Origin of the sequence: Paenibacillus oryzisoli, from assembly GCF_050467285.1 — a bacterium.
GTDB classification, from domain to species: domain Bacteria; phylum Bacillota; class Bacilli; order Paenibacillales; family NBRC-103111; genus Paenibacillus_E; species Paenibacillus_E oryzisoli_A.
The window spans coordinates 175,190-196,739 of sequence record NZ_JBCMUN010000014.1; the positions used below are offsets into that span (position 1 = coordinate 175,190).

Below are 21,550 nucleotides of genomic sequence, written 5' to 3' on the forward strand. Positions count from 1 at the left end.
TAAAACTTTCGAAAGAAGGATGAACTTATATGCTTTTTTCCAATACGGATCTAAAAATATTCGCTGAGAGTCACATTAACGTTAAAAAGGAAAAGGTTGATGAATATCGCGAGCAAGTGAATCGTCTCCGCAATAAATTGGCTGATTATTTAAAAGATAATCCAGAGTATGGCTTAGTTAAGATGCTGCATTCCGGTTCAGTCAGGAAAGGTACTGCGCTGAAGACGCTCAATGACATGGATGTAGCCGTTTACGTTAAACCGGAGGCTGTCGATGAAGATGACGAAAGCGATGTTCTGGAGTACGTACGCCAAGCATTGATCGAAATTTATTCTAAGCATAATATGAAGCCCGAGCAATTCACCATCGGTCACCACTGTGTTAAGGTTTCTTTTAAAGGCAGCGGATTAGATGTGGATGTGGTTCCCGTTATCCCAAACGGAGAAGCGGATGATCGTGGATACCTCATTACAAGAGACACCGGAGAGCGAGTGCTTACATCTATTCCTCTGCACCTGGAATTTATACGTAAACGCAAAAGTGATAACGCGAACTTTGCCCAAATGGTTCGCATTACGAAATGGTGGCGGGATCAGCGAGATTTTAAATTCAAGTCATTCCTTATCGAACTCATTTGGGCTCATATCGCAGATACCGAAGGTATCGCTGATGAAATTGTACCGGCTCTAAAGCAATTCTTCCGATACATTATTAAAACTGATCTCAAGAGCAGCATCATCTTTGAGGATAACTACAAAAAGTCAAAAGTTACGTTGTCTCCAACTGGTTCCAATATCTTTGATCCGGTGAATCCTGAGAACAACGTTGGACAAAGCCTCGACGATGCTAAGCGGGAGCGAATTGTTGACGAAGCAGATGACGCGCTTGGGTACCTGACCCATGCCGAACAGGCATCGACAAAGGGTGTAGCCATCAGCAGTTTAAAACAAATCTTCGGCACGTCATTTTCGTTTTAAAGAGGAGGAAGAACAATGAGTTATTCATATACCCGGACCGATACTCAAACCGTCACTTATGCTAACGTACGTGCCGTAAACGATAAAATTATCGCTGACTTAGAATATGTGCTAACACTATATCCGAGCGTATTCACAAAGGATCGCCTGGGAAATTGGAAGCATGATTTTTATCATTGGATGTATAACGGATATATCAGCACAATCCAGGTTCAATTTCATAAAAACGGAGCATGTTTCTATGAAATTAAATACGACATTAAAACGGATGGATCCATCAATAATGATCAAAACACGGGACGGATTCGTGGAAATCTCGATGGAGCTACCACAAGTATTGTCGTCACTTGGACGAATAAGTGGATGTCTTTAACGCCTGAAGAGCAGCAAGCTTTTTACAAGTCGCTAAAACAGCCTTGGGGACCGGTCGGAAAAACCAATTATGCCACTGGACTCATTGAAAAAACGGACAAGCAATATTCAAGTGGCTCGTTTGGCGTGCAGCGCTCAATCCTAGGGTGATTTATATGCGGATAACCTTAGTAGATGACCTGAAAAGGCACTGTGGAGAGGTCGAATGTGATTTTGATGCGATTATGACGCAAGCGGAACAACTGGGCGGAGATATCTTCGCCAGTTCCGTTTCAATATTGGAAGAGCACATCGGCTTCGCGATCACGGAATCATCGAAAGTCGATGTCCATAAATACTTGCGTCAATTTATGGCGATGGGCGAATCGAAGGCGCAATTACTCATTCAGATTAAAAATAATGATAAGAAAACGAGGGACAAAGCTGTGCTAGTTGATATCACCTCTACAAGTTTTGAAGAAGTTGTCACCTTTCCAAATAAACAGTACCAAGAACGATTTGAACGGCTAGTAGGTCTCGATGCGCTAAAAAAACAAGTGCAAAAGGAAGCAGCTGTTTTGCTTGCTCCTGAGCTTCTGCAAAGGTGGAGCAAGCAGCACCATGGAGTCGAGCTTTCTGCGCTTCGCGCTTTTCGTGACCGATATCCGTTTATGATCTTTGAAGGAGATGTGGGAACTGGAAAAACTGAATTTGCTGAAACGTTCGGTGCCTCGATTGCCGATGCTATCAATAAAAAAGTGACGCTTGCTCGAATGAGCATGAAAAGCAGAGGTAACGGCGTCGTAGGCGAGATGAGTAAACTAATATCCAAAGCTTTTCAGGATGCTAAAGCTATCTCAGATAGTTCAAAAGCGCCAGTTATTTTGCTTTTAGATGAAGCGGACTCTCTTGCGCAATCTCGTGAGGAAGCGCAGATGCACCATGAAGATAGAGCAGGAGTCAACTCTCTTATTCAGGGAATCGACCATGTACGGGACGCTTCAAATCCGATATTGGTTGTATTTTGCACCAACCGCTCTCAAGCAATTGATCCGGCAATTAAGCGCCGCGCTGCTGTCATCCATACATTCACACGCCCAAATTTAGAGCAGCGCTTGCATGTGTTCCAAAGTCATTTTAAAGAGCTCAACTTGCGACCCGAGCAGCATATGGAATTAGCCGAATTATCCGGGGGGATTGAAGGTAGAAGCTACGGATTTACGTATTCCGACCTTATCACTCGCGTAATCCCGCAAGCGGTATTTACCGCATTCCCGGATTCAAAGATAACGTTTGAAATAATAAAAAATATGGTGTTGCAGCTTAAGCCGACTCCGCCGTTTAAAGAAGGGTGAGACAAAATGGGGGGCAAAAAAGCGGAGCTTATTTCTAAGATGGATAGACAAAGAAAACATGCAGTGATTTTTGTTCATGGGCTGCACGGGGATCCTGAAGGTACCTGGAGACAAAGCAAGAAGTCTAAAACGTTGCCGGAATTATTGGCGTTGGATGAAAAACTGAATGCCATTGATGTGTACAGCTTTGGGTATCCCAGCAATCTTGTCGTTAATTATGATTTTAGAGAAGTAAGCAAGATCCTACATTCCGAAATCAAAGCTCATCTTACCGCCAAAGATATTATTTTTATTGCGCATAGTATGGGCGGTTTGGTTGTTCAACAATATTTGATTGACCAGTTTGAGCAGTTCAATACTACAGCAGTAAAACAAGTACAAGGTATTATCTATATGGCGGTCCCTTTTGATGGATCTTCTAAAGCAAACATCGCTTCTTGGTTCGTACCTTATCATAAGCAAGTTAACAGTTTGATCGCAAATAATCCTCTGCTTCAGGATCTAAGAGAGAGTTGGGTCAAATATGTTTTCCGTGGCGGACAAGAAAATCTGCCGGATGCAATTCGGTGTACGATTTCACAGCTTGCTTTGTATGGAGCACGCGATTGGATTGTATCTAAGAAATCAGCTTCGCCCTTTCATGTAGGTGCGGAAGTAATAGCATCTGATACGGGACATAAGGATATTTGCAAAATTGACCAATTCAGTACCGAATACAAGCATATTAAAAAATTTGTTTTGGATAATATCACAACCCAAATAACATCTATACCAATGATTGTCCATGTTTATGGGTGGGACAAGCAAGGCTTTAAAGAAGAGCCCCACTATCCGTTAGATTGGACAAAGTATTTTCAAATTTCTGCTTCCTCGCGCATATTGCCGAGTCAAGATATTTGGGCGAATGAAATTCAGCCACAGATTAATTTTGTATCAAAAGAGTGGTCCGAGAAGTGGGCAAAACAGGGCGGGATTGTACGTGTATATGCAAAATTATGCCTTACTGGCGCTCTGCTTTTGGGTTCTCGATTGTCTTTTACTAAGGGGGTAAAATTGGAAGTAGAGCATTATGGGCAAATCTGGTCTGGGGATAAAGATGATCCAAGCTATACTGTAAGACCCATATATATGCCTGGCAACTCGTCGGAAAGTAAGCGAGCTGTATTAATCCTTAGTGTAACGAAAGATATTCATAGCGAAGTGGAACAACATTTAGGTTCCACGCATTCGAAATTTAAAAAGATAATTAATTTACTGCCGGCGACCGGACCGGGACGCGACAGTGTGGGAGACAATAAGCAGGCTCTTTCATTCGCAATCTCGGTTAAAAATGAGATCGAGCAACTGAAAAGTGAAGGAATCAATGAAATTCATTTGTATTTAAATACACCGTTAAGTGTTGCGTTATTTGTTGGTCATCGATTAACCGCATCATGTCCAATACAAACGTTTGAATTTAATGGAAGTGGTTATGTTCCTTCATGTCAAATATAATTTGATTATAAAACCAGAAGGATACCCTTTTGGTTTTTTTCTTAATTCGAGAAATACCTTTAAGGGAGATTATTACAAATAACAGGTGAGAACATGATACAATTACTAAAATTCATTGTCATTCGGATTTTTGGAAGATCTTTTGATGCTGTCGGACTTAGTATCGTCATTAACATTCTATTCATAGGTTTAATTACTTTATTGTTTGGATTTGCCCCACTTTTACATCTCCCCCTTATTATAATTTTTCTGTTAGATTTATCATATTTATTTAGAGCAGTATGGTGGGTGAAAAGGGTAGGGAAAAAAGAGGAGGTACTTGGTTACTTAAGATTTGACAAAACGATAGAAATTCATATAGCAGCTTTAAATTCACCGATTACTTTCCAAAGAAAGCTTACTCGTACAATACGTTATGCCCAAAAGAATGGTTATTTCCTAGAATATACTTCGGGTTATATGACTTATGGTAAAGTTATTCGAAAATTTGGGGATGCTGTCATTTCTATAAAGACACTTGGAGTTTTAGGACAAATATGGAGCGGAGGACTTGCTTCTACTTTCACTGGTAAAGATTCGAAGTATAACGTAGCTCATCCTCTTAAAGTTCTGTTAGACCCAAGAAAGCTCGGTAAATTTCAAAACTGAAAAGTCGCCGACAGAGAATATCGCTCTCGATTTTTCGGTAACAACGCGGTAACAATCCGGTAACAAAATACCGATAATGCCCCGGATTTAGCGATAACCCGAGATAATGGAAAACGCCGAAAACCCAGACGGGACAAGGCATCCAGGACTTTCCGATAACCAGCGATAACGGGTTGATGAACCCTGGCAGCGATGAGGTCAGGGGTTCGATCCCCCTAGGCTCCATACGAATAATAACAACCATCCACTTGGATGGTTGTTTTTCGTATGACCCGTAACCCAGGGGCTCGCCCCCTCACCATTTTATGCAGGATTCACCGCAAAAATAGAATGAACATTTCCTTCCGGATCGCCGAAGAAGCCGGCCGTATGCCCCCAAGGCTTGATTTGTGGAGCTGTCACGTCAATGGCTCCCTTCGAAACGAACTCATCGTACAAGGCGTATACTTGATCTGGCGAATCACATTGGAAATTAAGCTCGAACGCTTGTCCTTTGCGACTTTCCGTAAAAGAAGAATAGCCATTGGTATTGTCCGCCATTAATGATTTGGAGCAGATGGCTAATCTCACGCCAGCATTGTTAAATTCTACGTAATGCTCCTCTTCGATAACAATTTCAAATCCCAAGACTTCCTGATAAAACCGGGCCAAGCGAGAAACATCATCAGCTAATAAAGTAAGACCTTCCAGCTTTACTATTTTCATTGCGTACCACTCCTCCAGTCATTTCCAATAATTATAGAACGTTTGTTCCATACCATACAATAGACATGTTATACTATTTATAGAACAGATGGATGAGTTGGAGGCATGAACGATGAACAATTGTGATTTTCCAAGAAACGATCTAGAAAAGGTTGGCTATAGCTTAGTGTTTCATGATGATTTCGATACGGACGAGCTCGACCGAACGAAGTGGTTGCCTTACTATTTACCTCAGTGGAGCAATCGAAAGCACTCAGCAGCCAGCTACACCATAGCTGATAGCCAACTCATTCTTCAAATAACGGAAGACCAATTACCGTGGTGCCCTGAATTTAATGGAGATGTGAAAGTAAGCAACCTCCAAACTGGTGTTTTTTCTGGGCCCTTAGGTAGCAAGCATGGTCAACACAAATTCTCAAGCGACTGTCTTGTTCGAGAAGAACAACCGGGCACACAGTTATTTACTCCGCAGTATGGATATTTTGAATTACGGGCAAAAGGTGTTGGGAGTCCTAACAATGTTTGCGCGTTTTGGATGATTGGTTTCGAAGATCTTCCGGATCGATCAGGTGAAATCTGTCCATTTGAATTAAAGGGCTGGCATGTTGAAAATGGCACGTGTACGTTAGGCTTTGGCATCCATCCATTCGGCGATCCGACGCTGGAAGAAGAGTTTTTCGAGAAGCCGTTTGATATCGATCCGACGAAGTATCATATATATGCTGTCGATTGGACGGAGCACGGCGTGGAATTTTATATCGATAACAAACTTATTCATCGTTCCAAGCAATCACCGCAATATCCGATGCAATTGATGCTGAACATTTATGAGATCCCCTCATCAGAGAGTGGTTCTAGTACTGCGCCTGTATATCCTAGTGAGTTTGCGATCGATTATATTCGTTGTTATGTTACTAAACAATAGGAGAATATCATGTCCTGGAGCAAATTAAAGCAGCAATTGGAGAGCTTTCTCAGTCCTTCGTTACAAGGGAAAGTGGAATACCGTGCAACCGGCTATCGTTATTTGCCCGATAAAGCAGGGATTTGTTATATCGCGGTTGATAAAAAAAATATACTGAACATGAGCGATGCGACTACCGTCATCAAATGGTATCAATCGGAGCAGGAAATAAAAAATGACGCGAGCATCGATATTCCGATCAGCCATGAACAAATCGAAGCTGTAAGAATGAATACGGAGGGGAAAATTCCGGAAGATCGTTTAATCGTAATTGCGCGAAGCAGAGTAATCTCCGAGTTGGCCAAAGAACTTTTGGCAGCACAGTCTTCCCTCAGTAAATCCAATTTTATGACTGCAGCTACTAAGTTTTTATCCTCATCTATTGAAGAGAGCATCGAAAGCAAGGATATATTATTGAATATTTTGGCATTGATGGACAGGCGAGTTGGGAAAAAGCGGATTGTAAACATGTCCGAAAAAATCAAGCTAAAGCATCCGGCTGTGCAATATTTTTTTGAACTGAGGCTTCGTACGTTTTAAACTAGCAATGATGAGGTCAGGGTTTCATCCACGCGGATGGAGCCTAGCGTATTTAGAGGCTCCTTTCATCATGCGGACACTAAAGACCGTTAGCATCGATTATTCGAAATTCTGGCCTTCATACGGTCATTAGTGTCCGTAGGCGAAGGAAATGTCGAAGAAAACCCTGAATACTTCTTCTAATGGTCATTAGTGTCCACAAACTCAGTGAATACGGCTTTATTTTCGCTCTTATGGTCAAAATTGACCACTTGATAGGTCCGATAGCGCTGCTGTTCATTGTGAACAATTAATACATTCATTTCTACAAGCTTGTCTAGTATACGTCTCGTCTGTCTTGTGGAGCGATTCAAGTGCAAGGCAAGTTCATCGGAGCGAAAAGGCCGAATGGCGCCGCGGGCAAACCGCAAAGTCTCGGCTTCAATCCAACTAAGCGAATGATGGGTTGACATAGACACAAACTTGCCGACAAAGGACAAAACCATCTGTCTGATAACTTCCGGCTCTTCCTCGATGGATAAGTAGGCCACAGGCAGGAACAGCCAATCTCCCAGCACGAGGTGCGCTTGTTTCTTGCATAAATCCTTGAATCTCCATGATTCGATATCTCTGGCGTGCGATCGGTAACCGTGGATTTCGATACAACCTCTGGCTCCGCCGGGCATATAGGCTAGATCCAGATAACGACATCGGTTGCCATAATCACGAACCTCCCATTCCGCATACAAATGATTAAAGTTACCTATGGCTGGATACCAGATCGTCCTCAAAAACTCCTTCGTGCCATGCCCAATCTCCTTTTGTAGTATTTCGCGTCTTCTCAGATTTTTTTCTACAGCAAGTTGATCATGAAGCCATTGATTCAGCTTGATCTCAAAAACACTCATCAGTACTCCCTTCTTTCGGTCCGGAAAATTAAAATGCCGCCTTGATCCGGAATCGCAAGAGACTCCCGATCAAAGCGGCATGTGCTTCACGCCAATACATAATTTTACATTAGTATATTTCATGCGTTCAGCTTTAGCAATAATTTTTAATATTTCAATTATCCGCACAAAATCTAGCACTTTCATCTACTAATCCCGGAATCATAGGGAAATCTGACCAGAACCTCGCATTCCTTTCAAACATATACTGGAGTAAAACAAGCTAAGGGGGAAACCTCTTGTCCAACAAACATATTAGGTGGCAGCCTTCCAAACTTTCCAAGCAGGAAAGGCAAGGGCTGAACGCGCACAAAAGCGGTGTGCTGTGGCTGACGGGGCTTTCCGCCTCAGGTAAATCCACGCTCGCATATGAAGTGGAACGAATGTTATTTTCCCAGAATGTGCGTGCCTACGTACTGGACGGAGATAATCTTCGTCATGGCTTAAACGGCAATTTGGGATTTTCTCCCGAAGACCGCAGCGAGAATATTCGAAGAACGGCAGAAGCGGCTAAGCTTCTTGTCGACGCGGGGATCATCGCCATCGTTGCCTTGATTTCGCCATATCGGGCCGATCGGGATCGGGCGCGCGCCCTGTTCGCCCCTGGCGAATTCATCGAAATTTTTGTAGATTGCCCTCTGCAAATTTGCGAAGAACGCGATCCTAAAGGATTGTACGTGAAAGCCAGGTCCGGCGCGATCGAGAGCTTTACCGGCATTACAGCGCCTTACGAGGAGCCGCTTAAGCCGGAGTTGACGATTCCCTCCTCCAGGCAATCCCTGCAAGAATCCATCTCCCAGATCCGACGGTTTCTTATCGAGCATCAAATGATCTAACGCAGGCACCAGCCCCTCATCATTCGCATAGAATATCAGTATCATTGTGGAGGATGGGGGCTGGGTCTATGCTCGTGTTTGTACTCGAATCTTCCGATCTGGCCCGGGCCCATGCGACGAAAGCCAATCTTGCGTACGTCGCACCGGAATGGAACGTCCAATTCGTGCCGGCCGGAAATGCCGAAGCATTGAATGAGCAGCTGCGAGACTATGATCTCCCTTTTTTTATCACGCTGCAGGCTGGGGATTTGCTGCACGAATCGTTCCTCCCCGAGCTTGCTGAACGCCTCGAAGCGCTGCCTCAAGACAGCGCCGGCATTATCTATGAACGCGGGAACCCTGAATTCCCTGACGCGCCGCTCGTTTGGCGAACGCACGCTGTACAATCGATGGGCTTCCCTTTTTTCCCTGCAAGCGATCGTTTACCTTTTGATACGTACATGCTGCACGATACCATGTTTGCGCTGAGAACCCGCTGGACCTGGCTGTCCGTCTCCAGCACATGGTGGAGCCCGCATATCCCCTATGTGCCGAAATGGCAGAGGAAGCAGGAAGAATGGGAATTAGTCAAACCGATTCTGGAAGCTGCCCTCCCCTCGGACGTTGATGTGGCAACCCAGAGAAAAGCGAAGGCTTCACCGCAAATCAGTATTGCACTATGTACTTATAATAATGCCGATTATTTGCTTTGGTCGATTCGAAGTGTGCTTGCACAAACAACCGACGATTGGGAACTTATCATCATTGATGATGCATCAACCGATCTCACGCAGACCAAATTGGCATACTTGCGGCAAGATCCACGCATTCGTATATTTACGAATCCCGTGAATCTTGGCAAGTCGCATTGCTTAAACTTTGCGCTGTCTGTCTGCCGGGCTCCATGGCTTGTGGAGCTTGACGCCGATGATTGGCTTCCTCCGAAGGGGGTCCGGGCTCTGCTTGACAGCGCGCAGCAGACAGCACCGGAAACGTCGCTTCTCTATGGCGACTACTTTGAGTGGACGGAACGAGCCCGCAAAGGTCTCATCTTCGGAGGAATCCGTAAAGCGCCTGCGGTCATCGAGGCGAACGATTTGCTGCGCAGAGCCCTCCCAGTGGCTCCCCGCTGCTACCGCGTTGCGACGCTTCACAAGATCGGCGGTTGGTCCGTGGAAGCTCCTTACGAGGGAAGACTATACGAGGACTTTGAAATCATTGTCCGGCTTTCCCAATCTTCCGCATTCCGCTACATTGCTAAACCTCTCTATCATCGGAGGATTCGCGCATCAAGCATTACGCATCTGCATTCGGAGAAGTATGCCGGGTGGAGGAATTGGATGGAACGTGGCGCTCCCATTCATCAGGGGGACGAAGGAGACGTGCCGCCTTCCTCTTGATCCTATCCCTCGATTTGCGGCTTAAGCATTGATACGCACATATTCTACTTCGTCCGCTACGATTGTTACCGTTACCGGTGGGCTGTAATAGTACGTATTATTCATTTGAACTGTAAAAATACAACCGTCTACCGATGTTAATTGCCCCACAATGGGAGGATTCGTCGCAAAGTAGATTTCAACCGTTCGACCGATAAAACTCGCCAGTAAATCTGCGAATGACATAGTTTCTCCTCCTTATATCACTGTCTGGATACTGTATGCCGGAATAAGGAGAATATCTCCCGACGGCTCTAGAAGCTCAACGACATTGGAACCGATAAGAAGTACCAACCCGCTCACAGTGCCCGCACCTGTCTGGATCGTTACCTGCGTATTCAAACGTCCATCTAATGCAGCCAATGGATGACAGCCGGGAGTTGACTCGCGCATAAGAATATATGTCGTTACGTTTGAATGGCCGTCGAAATCCCGCACATAGAATCCTGCTTCGATTAAAGACGCCAGAACCGGCGCAAGCTTGGCTCCGACTTCAAGTCCAGGAAAAACCAACGTCGCGTCAAAACAGTTAATGACAGCACGCTGCGTAGCATAGCTGTTACCAGCTATAATGACTACAATATCCATCTAGTATTGCCTCCTTCTAACCTTCTAAGGGTTGTTGTCACTCCGGTCTAACTACAACACAGGTTCAACAGGTACGAAAGGTCTAAAACCGATAATGTGGCAAATCGAGTAAATGGCGACTTGACCCTCCGCATTCCCCGTTGTCGGCCGCAAGATTAATGTCGTTTCACCAACTCTCTCCACGATGCCAATTCGGTTAGGCGGCGATCCACCTGAGCCCTCACCACTTGACGTGAACAATTCAACTTCATTGCCCCTGTACTCCTTCAGCATCTCTCTCAGCTCTTCCACGCAATCGTCATCCGGGAGATCAACTTCCACCTTGACTTCCGCTTTAGGTGCTTCCACTTTGACATGCACATCAGGTGCTTCCACTTTGACATGCACATCAGGTGCAGGCGTCTCTACGTTAACGACAGGCGGAGGCGTTGTAACGTGCACATCAGGCGGATTGGTTTGAACGTTGACTGTTGGGGGAGGCGTGGTTACAAAAACTTCGGGAGCTTTCTGCTGTTTGCAAATGACTTTAACCGTCTTTCTACAATTTTTCTTTACAACTTTGCAATGCTTTCTTTTGCCTCTCTTCTTCGGACAACAAATCTCTTTACAACCGACACGACTTTTCTTTACCTCGCAGCCTTTTCCTGAACGAGACATAGCGCACCTCCAAGGTTTTCCATTTCACCAATAAATTTGGTTTTGATTACACTGCTATACTACTCATAGGAGTAGACCCTCGTCCTAGACACGCACCTAAAAATATAAAACTGGGTTTCTATCGCGATGAACGGATCTCGTTAATAGCTTTTTCAAAGGCATTTACACTGCGCTCCCACGTCCATTTCGCAGCCTCCGCTTCCCCCGCTGCTGCCAATCTGCGTCTGAGTTCCCCGTCTTCAATCAAACGGCCAACATCCAACGCCAAGCGGTTCTCATACCGGTAAGACATCAAACCGTTTTGTTCGTGACGGCAGTAATCCATATTGCCGCCGTTATACGTCGTCACAAGCGCAGCACCGCATCGCATCGCCTCGAGCCCCGGCAGAGAAGCCGAATCATAAGTCGAGGAATTCACAAAAATATCCATTTCATTGTAGTGATAAGCCATAGCTCCATCATGACCAGGAGTCAAATAACGGAAATTCGGATGGCTCGCTTTAATCTCCTGCAGCATGGGAGAACTCTGAAACTCCTCAGGCGGAGACATAAGAGAAATCCGTACATGCGGATACCGGGCTTGCACAAGCTCCAACTGCTGAATCAAATAGTCCTGCTCCCGGTGCCAGGAATAGCCGCCTTCCGGCCTGCGCATGATTGCAGCAATTTGCAGTTGCCCCTGCGTGCCTCGAATATGCATGTTTTTAAACGCCGTGCCGACACCCACCGGCACAATATGTGCCTGATGCCCGTGATTCAGCGCAATCAGTTGCTTCTGCCAGTCGGAGAGCACCACGATATGTTTGGAAATATGGTAAGTGGGAAAGGAGATATGATTCTCAGGCAGAAAAGAAGGTTCATAGCACAAGCTCAAGCGGATATGCACGCCTTTCCCGTTTAAGCTGGCTTGATGTGCGGATGGGACAATCGTATAAAAGTTGGAAACAATGACATCAGATTTGGGATAATCGCTTTCTTGGATGGCATATGGCTGTTTGGTGCGAATAATTTGAGCATTGACGCTGTAGCTCAACGTGCCGGTCGGAGGCATCAAAACAATGACGTTATGGCCTTTGGCCGAAAGACCGTTAACCATCTCCGCCAGCATGCGCTGAGCCCCACCAATACTTAGGGTGATTATCGGAAAAGTGATAGTCAATTTCTCTCTATTAATCAAAGTTTCCAGATCCCTCCGATAGGTAGACTGCACAAGATGAATTTCTTTCACGATGTCACTTTCATGCTTGCGCGTGCCCATTTCCTGATGAACACGATAACGGACGAGACTTTCGTCCAAATAGTGAAAATCAAACTTTTTCATCACCCGCATCCATAGGTCATAATCCTGCGTATATTTGCGGGACTCATTGAAATAGCCCGTTTTTTGAAAAACGCTCATGTGCAGCATGACCGTACAGCCATTGATAATGCAGCCTTTTTGCATCGTTTTGAAAAACTCCATCTTCGTGGGGCAGCCAATGCCGGAAGGGCCTCCAAAAATGCGCCCTTGCTCATCCATGTGAACATACGATGTATAGCTGACTTTAGCCCCTCTCTCCTGCATAAAAGCCAGTTGCCTCTCCACTTTGCGCGGTTCGAACATGTCATCGGAACTCAGCCAAGCAAAATAGTCTCCGGTGGCACGCTTAATGCCGGCATTCAGCGCGCTGGCTGTGCCGCCGTTTCCTTTTTCCACATAACGAATTCGCCCCATATACGGATCTAGCTTCTCCACATGCTTGGTTGAGCCATCATTGACAACAATGATCTCAATATTGGGATACGTTTGTCCAAGCGCGCTTTCAATAGCTGTGTCGACATAAGCGCAGTTGTAGAAAGGAATGACAATTGAGACCTTTGCAGCTGTATTCATTCTTCGAACACCTCCTTTCTTAGGGTATACGTAGTGTGACGCTTCCTCACGATTTCCTCCAGGGCATTCACCATATTCCTTTCAAAAAGGGCTTTGGTTAATCGTGCCGCACTCACGCCGCCTCCTCGAGCAAGCTTATCCGCAAGCGGCGGATCCGATAAAATGGCGCATATGCCTTGGGCAAGCCCTCGGGCATCTTTCGGCGTCGTCACATAGGCGCTTTCCATATGCTTGCAGAAGTCCATGACACCGCCGGAATTCGTTGTTACGACAGGTGTGCCGCAAGCCATCGCCTCCAGTGGAGGCAGCGAGAACGCTTCGAACCACGAGGAAGCGACAAATACATCCGCCGTGCGATAAAGCTCCGCCATTTCGAACTCATCTTTTGGACGAAAAATGCGTTCCGGAATGTCAAGCTGACTTAGCGACATGATGCCGTCCGGGCAAATCAGATAGACGATATAGTCACCTCGATATTCATTCTTTATTATCTCCATAGCGCTGAAGAAATCGCTGAAACCTTTTAATGCGTAATCGCGCGCATCCCTAGCAATGTACAGGATCACTTTAGATGAAATCTTGTCAGGAAGCGGTGCAATCTTCGGCCCTCGCGGGCGAAACACTTTCGGGTCCACGCCAAGAGAAACGACGGTGCTGCGGCGACCAGAATGCGCATATATCAATTGGTCCAACCAGCTGGAAATCGAGATGACCGGCACACCTTGGGAATACGTCCATAAGGCCGCTTGACGGTCGGGTGCCCAGAGCGGCTCGAATCCGAGGCTTAATCGAACCGTTTGCTCCGGCCAGGCTTCGAAAGCTGGTTGAAACGTCGTGTAGAAATTCGTCAACACGATGTCACCATAAGGGATATATGCCCTGTCCAATTTCGGAACAATCGTCAGTTTGCAGGGAATGTTGTACTTCACGGTGGCGGTTTGCGGAATGACAATCTCGACTTCATGCCCTTTGCTCGTCAGCGCGCCAGCGATGTCGACCAATACTTTACAACCACCGCCAATATGAAGATCTGCAGCAGGGATTACGGTTTTCATGTCCAACCTCCACTTCTGCCGGTTATGACCAATCCATATTTTTTTCATAACCGGTTTGGATTAATATGTCGCCAGCCACGCTTTTGAAAGCCGCTGTCACTTCGTCATCGAACTCACCTCTCCAACCTCCAACAAGTCCTTTGCGGAACGTAAATGAGCGATCGCTGTTGATGTTGGCTTCCATAAGACTCGTAAGCTGGTCGAGCGGCAGCGGCGGCACGCGGTCCTTCCATAGAAATTCGGCGATGTCAGCGATCTTTTTCCTTCGAAGTTCTTGTGAAGTCATCAGTTCTTCGTATGTGACAGTAAACACACCTGATTCGTGCAACCAACCTTGGAATACACCGAACCAATTTCGAATATTCGGGTACTGGCCATAACCGTTAATGAGCAGCAAATAACGTTCCTTTTGGGTCTTGAGCGCACGCAACTGCTCATACAGCGGATAATGCGGCAGCTTGTCGAGAATGAAATACGTCAGTGACACGAGCACATCCCGCAAGTCTCTGCTCATAAAAATCGTCTTCAATCCGGATTGACGCAGCAGCGAAGCCCATTCTGTTGAGTAGTACACATGTCCCATATACAGCTCACCTGGAGCTGCCTTGCTCAATATGGAGGCATGCACAGGCAAATCCTGAGCTAATCCTTCATAGAATACGTAGGGATTCATGCTTGAACCCGGCAATCCTAACAACAATTGATTGAGGAGATTCGTTCCGCTCTTCGGAACTGTATTCAAAAAGATGGCGGGTCTGGCATTGTGTATGTCCATGCAGGGCGGTACCTCCCAATATTTATTTAAAAATAGATTATGTGCCGCTGTACCGAATTGACCCCTCAATGCGTCTATTTCCCGCCGTTTAATTGGGAAAACGATCCATTTTCCTCGCCCCTTTTTTGGAAAAAACAGCTCCCACACAAGCGAAGTTTCTAAAATTTAATAGCATATAGCAAAAGGAGGTGATGATATGACAGCCATTTTTAGTATAGGGACAAGCGTTCCTGGTGCAACAAGCGGTTCTCTAGCCCGTACGGTTACAACAACACCTATCACACTCGCCCAATTCGGTCTGGCGATTCCGCAAGGCACCAATCGCGTCATCCTAAACGCTACAGTAGGTGTAACCTCCACGGTTTTGGCACCCGTCTTGCTGTTCAACATACTGCGTGGCAACGCCGTTATTTTCTCGTGCAGAGAGGAAGCCCTCTTAAGCACAGGGCAAGAGCTCACACTCTCCTTCCAAGCGATTGATACAAACGTTCTCGCAACCTCCAACCAAGGCTATACATTAAATGTTCAGTTGGAAACGGGCCTATTAGTAGGCGCAACAGTTACAGGTCCGGTCACTTTCTCCGGTATTTCCTACACGTACCCATAGCAAACCGGCTGCCCTGGAAGATCCGCTGAGATCTTTCGTGGCAGCCTTTTGAATTACATAATGATCACCTATTTTCAACGATAACAGTTCCCGAATGGGGGTTAGTCCACTACTTCCAAGTCCTTTGAGAATAGACTGTAACCATATGTTGGAAGGAGTGATAGTTTTCATGGTGCAAGGAAAGCAGGTTCTAGTTACAGGCGCTGCCGGATTCATAGGTAGTCATCTCGTTCATCAGCTAGTTGCGGAAGGAGCAAGCGTCAGAGCGTTCATCCGATATAATTCAACGAATACACGCGGATTTCTCGATCAGCTGCCTACAGACGTTCAGAAAGAAATTGAGGTCATTAAAGGTGATTTACGCGATCCGCACGGCGTTTATCGTGCGGTCAAAGGTACCGATACGGTTTTCCATCTCGGGGCATTGATCGCGATTCCCTATTCGTACCAGCATCCGACGGATGTCGTTCAGACCAATGTGATCGGCACGCTAAATGTAGCCCAAGCCGCCCTCGAACTAGGCACCCCGCGATTGATCCACACTTCCACCAGCGAGGTATATGGCAGCGCGCGCTATGTGCCGATGGATGAAACACACCCACTGCAAGGGCAATCCCCCTATTCGGCCAGCAAGATCGGCGCAGATAAAATCATAGAAAGCTTCTACTGCTCCTATTCGCTGCCAGCCGTCACCGTTAGACCCTTTAATGCTTATGGCCCCCGACAGTCCATGAGAGCCGTCATCCCTACCATCATCAATCAAGCGCTGCACCAGCCTGAAATTGCGCTTGGCAACCTCACTGCGACCCGTGATTTCACGTTCGTGGAAGATACCGCCAGAGCTTTTATTTGCGCAGCTTCGCATGAGGCCGCTATCGGTCAGACGATTAACGCCGGGTCCGGCGCCGAAATCTCCATCGGTGAGCTAGCTCAGAAGATTCTACAAATCATTGGCAGGGATATCCCTGTGCGGCTTGCAAGCGAGCGGGTGCGGCCGGAGAAAAGCGAAGTGGACCGACTCTTCTCGGAAAGCAGCAAAGCCGCCGCTCTCATTGGATGGCAGCCTTCCATCTCGCTGACGCAAGGATTAGAGCGGACGATTGCGTGGATGAAAGATCACCCTGAGCTGTATCGTCCGAATGAATATGTCGTATAAGGAGTGAATTCTGTGGAAGCCGTAATTATGACGGGAGGCAAGGGAATGCGTATGGCACCTTATACCAAGGTGCTTCCAAAGGGGTTATTGCCCATCGGTGAACAGCCCATTCTCGAAATTATTGTCAAACAGCTCCGAAATTATGGGTTTACGTCCATCACCATGGCATGCGGTTATTTATCGGGGCTCATCCAAACGTATTTCGGAGACGGCAGCTCCCGTGGTGTTTCGATCTCTTATTATGTAGAAAAAGAAGCGCTTGGCACCGTAGGGCCCATCAGATTGATCGAACGAAGATCCGGCCCTTTTCTGCTCATTAATTGCGATGTCTTAACGACGCTGGATTTCGCCCAGTTCCGGGATTTTCATCTGACGGGCGGCAGCATACTTACCATCGCTTCGCAAAAAAGAGGCATTCCTATTGAGCTTGGTGTGCTGGAAACCCAGAATGAGTATGTCACCAACTTCATAGAGAAGCCAACCCGCTCTGCTTATGTCAGCATGGGCATTTATATGATGAATCCGGAAATCGCCGATTATATCCCGGCAGGCAGTTTTTTCGATATACCTGATTTGATTCATCAGCTCTTGGCTGCGGGGGAAAAGGTGCGCCATTACGAAAACAATGACTTCTGGCTCGATATTGGCCGTCCTTCGGACTATACGCGAGCGAACGAAGAGTTCGGTAAGCTGAAGAGCCTTCTGCTGCCCGGTGAACCCGTATGACGCAAGCTTCCCCGCTCGTCCTCCTCACGGGGGTTAACGGGTTCGTTGGACAGCATATGGCCCTCCGCTTGCTCGAACAGGGCATGGATGTGGTTGGCATCGGACGCCGAGCTTTCTGCGAGCTGCAACATCCGCATCTTGCCTACATCTCCGGGGATATGGCGCAAGAAAGCTTTATCAAGCAATTGGTCACCCGGCACTCGTTTACGTACATCATCCATCTGGCCGGGGCCAACGATGTGAGTGCCTCCTACAAAGATCCCGTTTCCGTGATGGAAGCGAACGCATGGTGCACCTTGCAGCTGCTGGAGGCGGTACGAACAGACTCGACTTCCGGACTGCAAGGATTTCTAGCCATAGGAACCGGCTACGAGTATGACTTGGAAGCTATACCCGCTGCTCCGCTCGCGGAAACAGCTCAGATGCTGCCTGCCAGTCCGTACGCCTGGAGCAAGCTGATCATGGCCTCCATGGTCCAGATGTACGGCCGTGTGTATGGCATTCCCGCGCTGCTGGCGCGAACGTTTAATTTAATCGGACCCGGCCCTGCCACCGGTGTCTGTGCTGTCCTCGCCAAACAAGTGGCGCAGATGGAAAAGGGCCTCCTCCCTCCCGAACTGCGCGTCGGCAATACGACCGTTCGGCGAGATTTCCTCGACGTGCGGGATGCGGCGGATGCCTACCTCGCCCTGCTGCCGTTAGCCTCGTCCGCCTCCGGCAGCATCTACAACGTTTGCAGCGGCACGGCTGTTCCCATCAGCGCCATCATTGATCTGCTCAAACGCTGCGCCAACATTCCGTTCGAAGTAACCGTCGACGAACGTTTGATTCGCCACTCGGAAGCGGCAGTCGTTCAAGGCGATAACGCGAAGCTGCGCCAAGCGACGGCTTGGCAGCCTGGCATCCCGCTCGCCCAGACGGTGCTCGATACGTTGAATTACTACCGAAGCCTGGTATGAAAAGGAGTTTTACGCCATGAAGATCATGACGGTTCTTGGAACGCGTCCCGAAATTATCCGGTTAAGCTTAGTCATCGCCAAACTGGACCTTTTGGCCGATTCCCATATCCTCGTTCACTCCGGTCAAAATTATGACCGTTCGCTCAGCGACGTTTTCTTCGATGAGATGGGCATACGCCCTCCGGACGTTCACATCCGCCTGGATGCGAGTACGATCGGTGAGCAGATCGCTCAAATGTTCGTTGAGGTCGAAAAGGTTATCCTGCGTGAGAAGCCGGATCGCATGCTCGTGCTCGGCGATACCAACAGCGCCCTGACTGCCCTGATCGGCGAACGGCACGGAATTCCCGTCTATCATATGGAAGCCGGAAACCGCTGCTACGATACCCGCGTTCCGGAAGAAATTAACCGCAAAGCCATCGATGCGATCTCGACGTGCAATATGCCGTATACGCCGGGCGCGCGTGAGAATTTGCTGCGCGACGGCGTTCCCGCTCAGCGCATATGGATGACCGGCAATCCAATCTATGAAGTGATGGAGCATTATAAGGGAAAAGCGTTAGCGAGCCGTATCTTGGAAGAGCTCGGCCTGCAGGCCAAAGGCTATATCCTCGTCACGACGCACCGAGCCGAGAATGTTGATCATGAAGACCGGCTGCGGCAAATTATTGAGGGACTTGGGCTCGTTGCCCAAGATACAGGGCTCCCAGTCATCTGCAGCACACATCCCCGCACGAAGGATCGTCTGAATAAGCTTGGCATTGCCGCCGCTAACCCGCTTATTCGCTTTCTATCCCCTTTCGGATTCTTCGACTTTCTGAAGCTGCAACAGGAAGCCGCTTGCGTCATTACCGACAGCGGTACCGTGCAGGAAGAAAGCTGCATTCTCGGCGTGCCGGCCGTGACGATCCGCCAAAGCACCGAACGGCCCGAGACGCTGCTGTGCGGCAGCAACCTGCTTTCAGGCCTTGAACCGCAGCGCATTGCCGCCTGCGTGAAACTGATGATGCAGTCTCAGCATACATGGACGCATCCCGAAGGTTATCTGGATCCTCGTGTATCCAGCAAAGTAGTCAATATTGTATTAGGAGGTCAGAGTTATGTTTCATAACCAAACCATTCTCATTACGGGAGGAACAGGTTCTTGGGGGCAGGAGCTAACCCGCAGCCTCCTGCTGGAGGGACCGAAGGAAATCCGTATATTTTCGCGGAATGAATTTGCGCAAGTTAAGATGCAGCGAGACTTCGGTTTCCATCCGGCGCTTACCTTTCTCATCGGCGATGTTCGCGATCCGCAGGCCCTTGAGGATGCGTGCCGGAACGTCGATTACGTCTTCCATTTAGCCGCACTGAAGCATGTCCCGATCTGTGAAGCCCAACCGGACGAAGCGCTCAAAACGAATGTGCAAGGAACGGAAAACGTCATCCGCGCCAGCATTCGCAGCGGCGTCAAGAAAGTAATTGATGTCTCGACAGATAAAGCCGTCGATCCGATCAACTTCTACGGCATGACGAAGGCGCTCGGCGAGAAGCTGATGGTCAGAGCCAACGATCTCAGCCAGACAACCCGGTTCGTCTGCATTCGAGGCGGCAACGTGCTCGGCACCAACGGAAGCGTCGTGCCTTTCTTTAAAAGCCGTATCCTGCAAGGCGAGGACCTTCCCCTTACCCATATGGATATGACCCGCTTCTTCCTTACCCTTTCCGACGCCATCGGCCTGCTGCTGCGCGCAGCCAAAGCGGCGATCGGGGGCGAAACGTTCGTCATGAAGATGAACGCTTGCGGTATCCTGGATTTGGCCGAAGTGTTAATGGAACAGCTTTCCGACGGCCCGCTGACAGTCAGGGATGTCGGCATCCGCCCCGGCGAGAAGCTGCATGAGGTTCTTATTTCCGCCCACGAAGTCCCCTTTACGTATCAATATAATGAAACGTATTATGTCATCCTTCCTACCAATGCAGCTCACACGCTCAAACGCCATTACAGCCATCTCCCCAAAGCCGACTTCACGCAGTACGCCTCCAACGATTCATTGATGACGAAGGACGAGATTCTGGAAATGCTTCAAAAAGGAGGATTTCTCTCTTGAAATTGCTCATCATCGGGAGCCAGGGCATGGCCGGACATATGCTCAAAGACTACTTCTCCCGGCAAGCCGGCTATGAACTATGGTCGACGGCGCGGACCTCCGATCCGTTCGACTCTCGCTCGGTATCCCTCGACGTCCGCGACGACACTCATCTGAAGCAATTGCTTGGCCAGATCCAGCCCGATGCGGTTATTAATGCAGTCGGCTTGCTGAATGACGAGGCCAGGAGCCGGCAGACCGAGGGCATTTATGTGAACAGCTTGCTTCCTCATCTGCTGGCCGAATACGGGCAGCTGTTCGGATTTCGTCTCATCCACATTTCAACGGACTGCGTCTTCTCGGGCTCGCGCGGGGATTACACGGAGTGGGATACTGCTGATGCTTTATCCGTCTACGGAAAAACCAAAAGCCTCGGGGAAGTAGCCGCCCCCCATGCGCTTACCATCCGCACCTCGATCATTGGACCCGAGCTCAAACCTGGCGGCATCGGCCTATTCCACTGGTTCATGCAGCAAAAAGGCGATATTCAAGGATACAGCCAGGTGTTCTGGAACGGCGTCACTACGTTGGAGCTAGCCAAAGCGATCGCGTGGTGCTTGAAGCGCCCCATTCACGGCCTCGTCCATCTGGCCGGCCAGCCAAAGCTGTCCAAACACGAGCTGCTGCTTCTGCTGCAGAAGCAGTTCCAGCACGATGCGGTTACCATTCACGCCAATGCCGATATGAAGTCAGACAAGAGCCTCGTCTCTACCCGCACTGACTTTACTTATCCTGTTGCGCCTTATCCGCAAATGATTGCTGAGCTGCATGCGTGGATGACGCAGGCGCACTAGCTTTTCGTCTCATTGCC

General features: G+C 48.0%; 24 protein-coding genes. 16 read left to right on the plus strand and 8 right to left on the minus strand.

What is annotated here, in order from left to right:
* Nucleotides 1–29 precede the first annotated feature (29 nt).
* From ABE504_RS23920 to ABE504_RS23940, 5 genes are all read left to right on the plus strand, one after another.
* Nucleotides 30–977 carry a CBASS oligonucleotide cyclase gene (locus ABE504_RS23920; RefSeq protein ID WP_430093567.1) on the plus strand — a complete coding sequence of 316 codons (948 nt, stop codon included), beginning with the start codon at nt 30–32 and terminating at the stop codon, nt 975–977.
* 15 nt (nt 978–992) lie between these two features.
* The gene (locus ABE504_RS23925; RefSeq protein ID WP_430093569.1) at nt 993–1,499 is read left to right on the plus strand and encodes a hypothetical protein; all 507 of its coding nucleotides are present in this window, start codon (nt 993–995) and stop codon (nt 1,497–1,499) included.
* A 5-nt stretch (nt 1,500–1,504) separates the two neighbouring features.
* Complete coding sequence (locus ABE504_RS23930) at nt 1,505–2,683, plus strand: ATP-binding protein (RefSeq protein WP_430093572.1); 1,179 nt, start codon at nt 1,505–1,507, stop codon at nt 2,681–2,683.
* Between the two features lie 6 nt (nt 2,684–2,689).
* On the plus strand, nt 2,690–4,177 hold the full coding sequence (locus tag ABE504_RS23935; protein ID WP_430093575.1) for an alpha/beta fold hydrolase: 1,488 nt from the start codon (nt 2,690–2,692) through the stop codon (nt 4,175–4,177).
* A gap of 93 nt (nt 4,178–4,270) precedes the next feature.
* A complete protein-coding gene (locus ABE504_RS23940) occupies nt 4,271–4,825 on the plus strand; it encodes a hypothetical protein (protein ID WP_430093577.1) in 555 nt (184 codons plus the stop codon).
* A gap of 303 nt (nt 4,826–5,128) precedes the next feature.
* Here the strand turns inward: ABE504_RS23940 and ABE504_RS23945 are convergent, their stop codons facing one another.
* Entirely contained in the window at nt 5,129–5,530 is a 402-nt protein-coding gene (locus tag ABE504_RS23945; protein ID WP_430093580.1) for a VOC family protein, read from the minus strand.
* A gap of 112 nt (nt 5,531–5,642) precedes the next feature.
* Between ABE504_RS23945 and ABE504_RS23950 the strand changes: the two genes are divergently transcribed.
* Both ABE504_RS23950 and ABE504_RS23955 read left to right on the plus strand, forming a co-directional pair.
* On the plus strand, nt 5,643–6,455 hold the full coding sequence (locus tag ABE504_RS23950; RefSeq protein WP_430093583.1) for a glycoside hydrolase family 16 protein: 813 nt from the start codon (nt 5,643–5,645) through the stop codon (nt 6,453–6,455).
* A 9-nt stretch (nt 6,456–6,464) separates the two neighbouring features.
* Entirely contained in the window at nt 6,465–7,034 is a 570-nt protein-coding gene (locus ABE504_RS23955; protein WP_430093586.1) for an SF0329 family protein, read from the plus strand.
* Between the two features lie 179 nt (nt 7,035–7,213).
* Here ABE504_RS23955 and ABE504_RS23960 read toward each other — a convergent pair whose 3' ends face one another.
* Nucleotides 7,214–7,921, minus strand: coding sequence for a transcriptional regulator (locus ABE504_RS23960; protein ID WP_430093589.1), 708 nt, complete (start codon nt 7,919–7,921; stop codon nt 7,214–7,216).
* A 278-nt stretch (nt 7,922–8,199) separates the two neighbouring features.
* On the opposite strand from ABE504_RS23960, the gene cysC reads away from it, so the two are divergent.
* Together cysC and ABE504_RS23970 are read left to right on the plus strand one after the other, a co-directional pair.
* Nucleotides 8,200–8,796, plus strand: coding sequence for an adenylyl-sulfate kinase (gene cysC, locus ABE504_RS23965; protein WP_430093592.1), 597 nt, complete (start codon nt 8,200–8,202; stop codon nt 8,794–8,796).
* Nucleotides 8,797–8,864: 68 nt separating this feature from the next.
* Nucleotides 8,865–10,175, plus strand: a complete 1,311-nt coding sequence (locus ABE504_RS23970) for a glycosyltransferase family 2 protein (RefSeq protein WP_430093595.1) — start codon at nt 8,865–8,867, stop codon at nt 10,173–10,175.
* 21 nt (nt 10,176–10,196) lie between these two features.
* On the opposite strand, the gene ABE504_RS23975 is transcribed toward ABE504_RS23970, so the two are convergent.
* The 6 genes from ABE504_RS23975 to ABE504_RS24000 all read right to left on the minus strand — a co-directional run bounded on the left by ABE504_RS23975 (nt 10,197) and on the right by ABE504_RS24000 (nt 15,162).
* Complete coding sequence (locus tag ABE504_RS23975; protein WP_430093598.1) at nt 10,197–10,400, minus strand: hypothetical protein; 204 nt, start codon at nt 10,398–10,400, stop codon at nt 10,197–10,199.
* 12 nt (nt 10,401–10,412) lie between these two features.
* Nucleotides 10,413–10,802, minus strand: coding sequence for a hypothetical protein (locus ABE504_RS23980; protein ID WP_430093600.1), 390 nt, complete (start codon nt 10,800–10,802; stop codon nt 10,413–10,415).
* 51 nt (nt 10,803–10,853) lie between these two features.
* On the minus strand, nt 10,854–11,459 hold the full coding sequence (locus ABE504_RS23985) for a hypothetical protein (RefSeq protein ID WP_430093603.1): 606 nt from the start codon (nt 11,457–11,459) through the stop codon (nt 10,854–10,856).
* A 118-nt stretch (nt 11,460–11,577) separates the two neighbouring features.
* Complete coding sequence (locus ABE504_RS23990) at nt 11,578–13,332, minus strand: glycosyltransferase (protein WP_430093606.1); 1,755 nt, start codon at nt 13,330–13,332, stop codon at nt 11,578–11,580.
* A complete protein-coding gene (locus tag ABE504_RS23995; protein ID WP_430093608.1) occupies nt 13,329–14,387 on the minus strand; it encodes a glycosyltransferase family 4 protein in 1,059 nt (352 codons plus the stop codon). The genes ABE504_RS23990 and ABE504_RS23995 overlap by 4 nt, the downstream gene beginning before the upstream one ends.
* Nucleotides 14,388–14,409: 22 nt before the next feature.
* Nucleotides 14,410–15,162, minus strand: coding sequence for a sulfotransferase domain-containing protein (locus ABE504_RS24000; protein WP_430093610.1), 753 nt, complete (start codon nt 15,160–15,162; stop codon nt 14,410–14,412).
* Between the two features lie 196 nt (nt 15,163–15,358).
* Here ABE504_RS24000 and ABE504_RS24005 point away from each other — a divergent pair, with 196 nt between their 5' ends.
* From ABE504_RS24005 to ABE504_RS24035, 7 genes are all read left to right on the plus strand, one after another.
* Nucleotides 15,359–15,769 (plus strand): hypothetical protein, encoded by a 411-nt coding sequence (locus ABE504_RS24005; RefSeq protein ID WP_430093613.1) that lies wholly within the window; start codon nt 15,359–15,361, stop codon nt 15,767–15,769.
* A 169-nt stretch (nt 15,770–15,938) separates the two neighbouring features.
* A complete protein-coding gene (locus tag ABE504_RS24010; protein WP_430093615.1) occupies nt 15,939–16,925 on the plus strand; it encodes an SDR family NAD(P)-dependent oxidoreductase in 987 nt (328 codons plus the stop codon).
* Between the two features lie 27 nt (nt 16,926–16,952).
* A complete protein-coding gene (locus ABE504_RS24015; RefSeq protein WP_430093799.1) occupies nt 16,953–17,651 on the plus strand; it encodes a sugar phosphate nucleotidyltransferase in 699 nt (232 codons plus the stop codon).
* The gene (locus ABE504_RS24020) at nt 17,648–18,610 is read left to right on the plus strand and encodes an NAD-dependent epimerase/dehydratase family protein (RefSeq protein WP_430093620.1); all 963 of its coding nucleotides are present in this window, start codon (nt 17,648–17,650) and stop codon (nt 18,608–18,610) included. Before ABE504_RS24015 ends, ABE504_RS24020 begins: the two co-directional genes overlap by 4 nt.
* Before the next feature lie 16 nt (nt 18,611–18,626).
* A complete protein-coding gene (gene wecB, locus ABE504_RS24025; protein ID WP_430093623.1) occupies nt 18,627–19,721 on the plus strand; it encodes a non-hydrolyzing UDP-N-acetylglucosamine 2-epimerase in 1,095 nt (364 codons plus the stop codon).
* Entirely contained in the window at nt 19,711–20,700 is a 990-nt protein-coding gene (locus ABE504_RS24030; RefSeq protein ID WP_430093625.1) for a polysaccharide biosynthesis protein, read from the plus strand. Before wecB ends, ABE504_RS24030 begins: the two co-directional genes overlap by 11 nt.
* Nucleotides 20,697–21,533 carry a dTDP-4-dehydrorhamnose reductase family protein gene (locus ABE504_RS24035; protein ID WP_430093627.1) on the plus strand — a complete coding sequence of 279 codons (837 nt, stop codon included), beginning with the start codon at nt 20,697–20,699 and terminating at the stop codon, nt 21,531–21,533. The genes ABE504_RS24030 and ABE504_RS24035 overlap by 4 nt, the downstream gene beginning before the upstream one ends.
* Nucleotides 21,534–21,550 lie beyond the last annotated feature (17 nt).

Bases quoted from the DNA above. Each gene is read 5' to 3' on its own strand.
- ABE504_RS24015 (WP_430093799.1), top strand. From the start codon at position 16,953: ATGACGGGAGGCAAGGGAATGCGTATGGCACCTTATACCAAGGTGCTT.
- ABE504_RS24010 (WP_430093615.1), top strand. From the start codon at position 15,939: ATGGTGCAAGGAAAGCAGGTTCTAGTTACAGGCGCTGCCGGATTCATA.
- ABE504_RS23990 (WP_430093606.1), bottom strand. From the start codon at position 13,332: ATGAATACAGCTGCAAAGGTCTCAATTGTCATTCCTTTCTACAACTGC.
- ABE504_RS23950 (WP_430093583.1), top strand. From the start codon at position 5,643: ATGAACAATTGTGATTTTCCAAGAAACGATCTAGAAAAGGTTGGCTAT.
- ABE504_RS23930 (WP_430093572.1), top strand. From the start codon at position 1,505: ATGCGGATAACCTTAGTAGATGACCTGAAAAGGCACTGTGGAGAGGTC.
- ABE504_RS23940 (WP_430093577.1), top strand. From the start codon at position 4,271: ATGATACAATTACTAAAATTCATTGTCATTCGGATTTTTGGAAGATCT.
- ABE504_RS23955 (WP_430093586.1), top strand. From the start codon at position 6,465: ATGTCCTGGAGCAAATTAAAGCAGCAATTGGAGAGCTTTCTCAGTCCT.
- ABE504_RS23975 (WP_430093598.1), bottom strand. From the start codon at position 10,400: ATGTCATTCGCAGATTTACTGGCGAGTTTTATCGGTCGAACGGTTGAA.
- ABE504_RS24000 (WP_430093610.1), bottom strand. From the start codon at position 15,162: ATGGACATACACAATGCCAGACCCGCCATCTTTTTGAATACAGTTCCG.
- ABE504_RS23925 (WP_430093569.1), top strand. From the start codon at position 993: ATGAGTTATTCATATACCCGGACCGATACTCAAACCGTCACTTATGCT.
- ABE504_RS24005 (WP_430093613.1), top strand. From the start codon at position 15,359: ATGACAGCCATTTTTAGTATAGGGACAAGCGTTCCTGGTGCAACAAGC.
- ABE504_RS24030 (WP_430093625.1), top strand. From the start codon at position 19,711: ATGTTTCATAACCAAACCATTCTCATTACGGGAGGAACAGGTTCTTGG.
- ABE504_RS23945 (WP_430093580.1), bottom strand. From the start codon at position 5,530: ATGAAAATAGTAAAGCTGGAAGGTCTTACTTTATTAGCTGATGATGTT.
- ABE504_RS23995 (WP_430093608.1), bottom strand. From the start codon at position 14,387: ATGAAAACCGTAATCCCTGCTGCAGATCTTCATATTGGCGGTGGTTGT.
- ABE504_RS23920 (WP_430093567.1), top strand. From the start codon at position 30: ATGCTTTTTTCCAATACGGATCTAAAAATATTCGCTGAGAGTCACATT.
- wecB (WP_430093623.1), top strand. From the start codon at position 18,627: ATGAAGATCATGACGGTTCTTGGAACGCGTCCCGAAATTATCCGGTTA.
- ABE504_RS23970 (WP_430093595.1), top strand. From the start codon at position 8,865: ATGCTCGTGTTTGTACTCGAATCTTCCGATCTGGCCCGGGCCCATGCG.
- ABE504_RS23985 (WP_430093603.1), bottom strand. From the start codon at position 11,459: ATGTCTCGTTCAGGAAAAGGCTGCGAGGTAAAGAAAAGTCGTGTCGGT.
- ABE504_RS23980 (WP_430093600.1), bottom strand. From the start codon at position 10,802: ATGGATATTGTAGTCATTATAGCTGGTAACAGCTATGCTACGCAGCGT.
- ABE504_RS23960 (WP_430093589.1), bottom strand. From the start codon at position 7,921: ATGAGTGTTTTTGAGATCAAGCTGAATCAATGGCTTCATGATCAACTT.
- ABE504_RS24020 (WP_430093620.1), top strand. From the start codon at position 17,648: ATGACGCAAGCTTCCCCGCTCGTCCTCCTCACGGGGGTTAACGGGTTC.
- ABE504_RS23935 (WP_430093575.1), top strand. From the start codon at position 2,690: ATGGGGGGCAAAAAAGCGGAGCTTATTTCTAAGATGGATAGACAAAGA.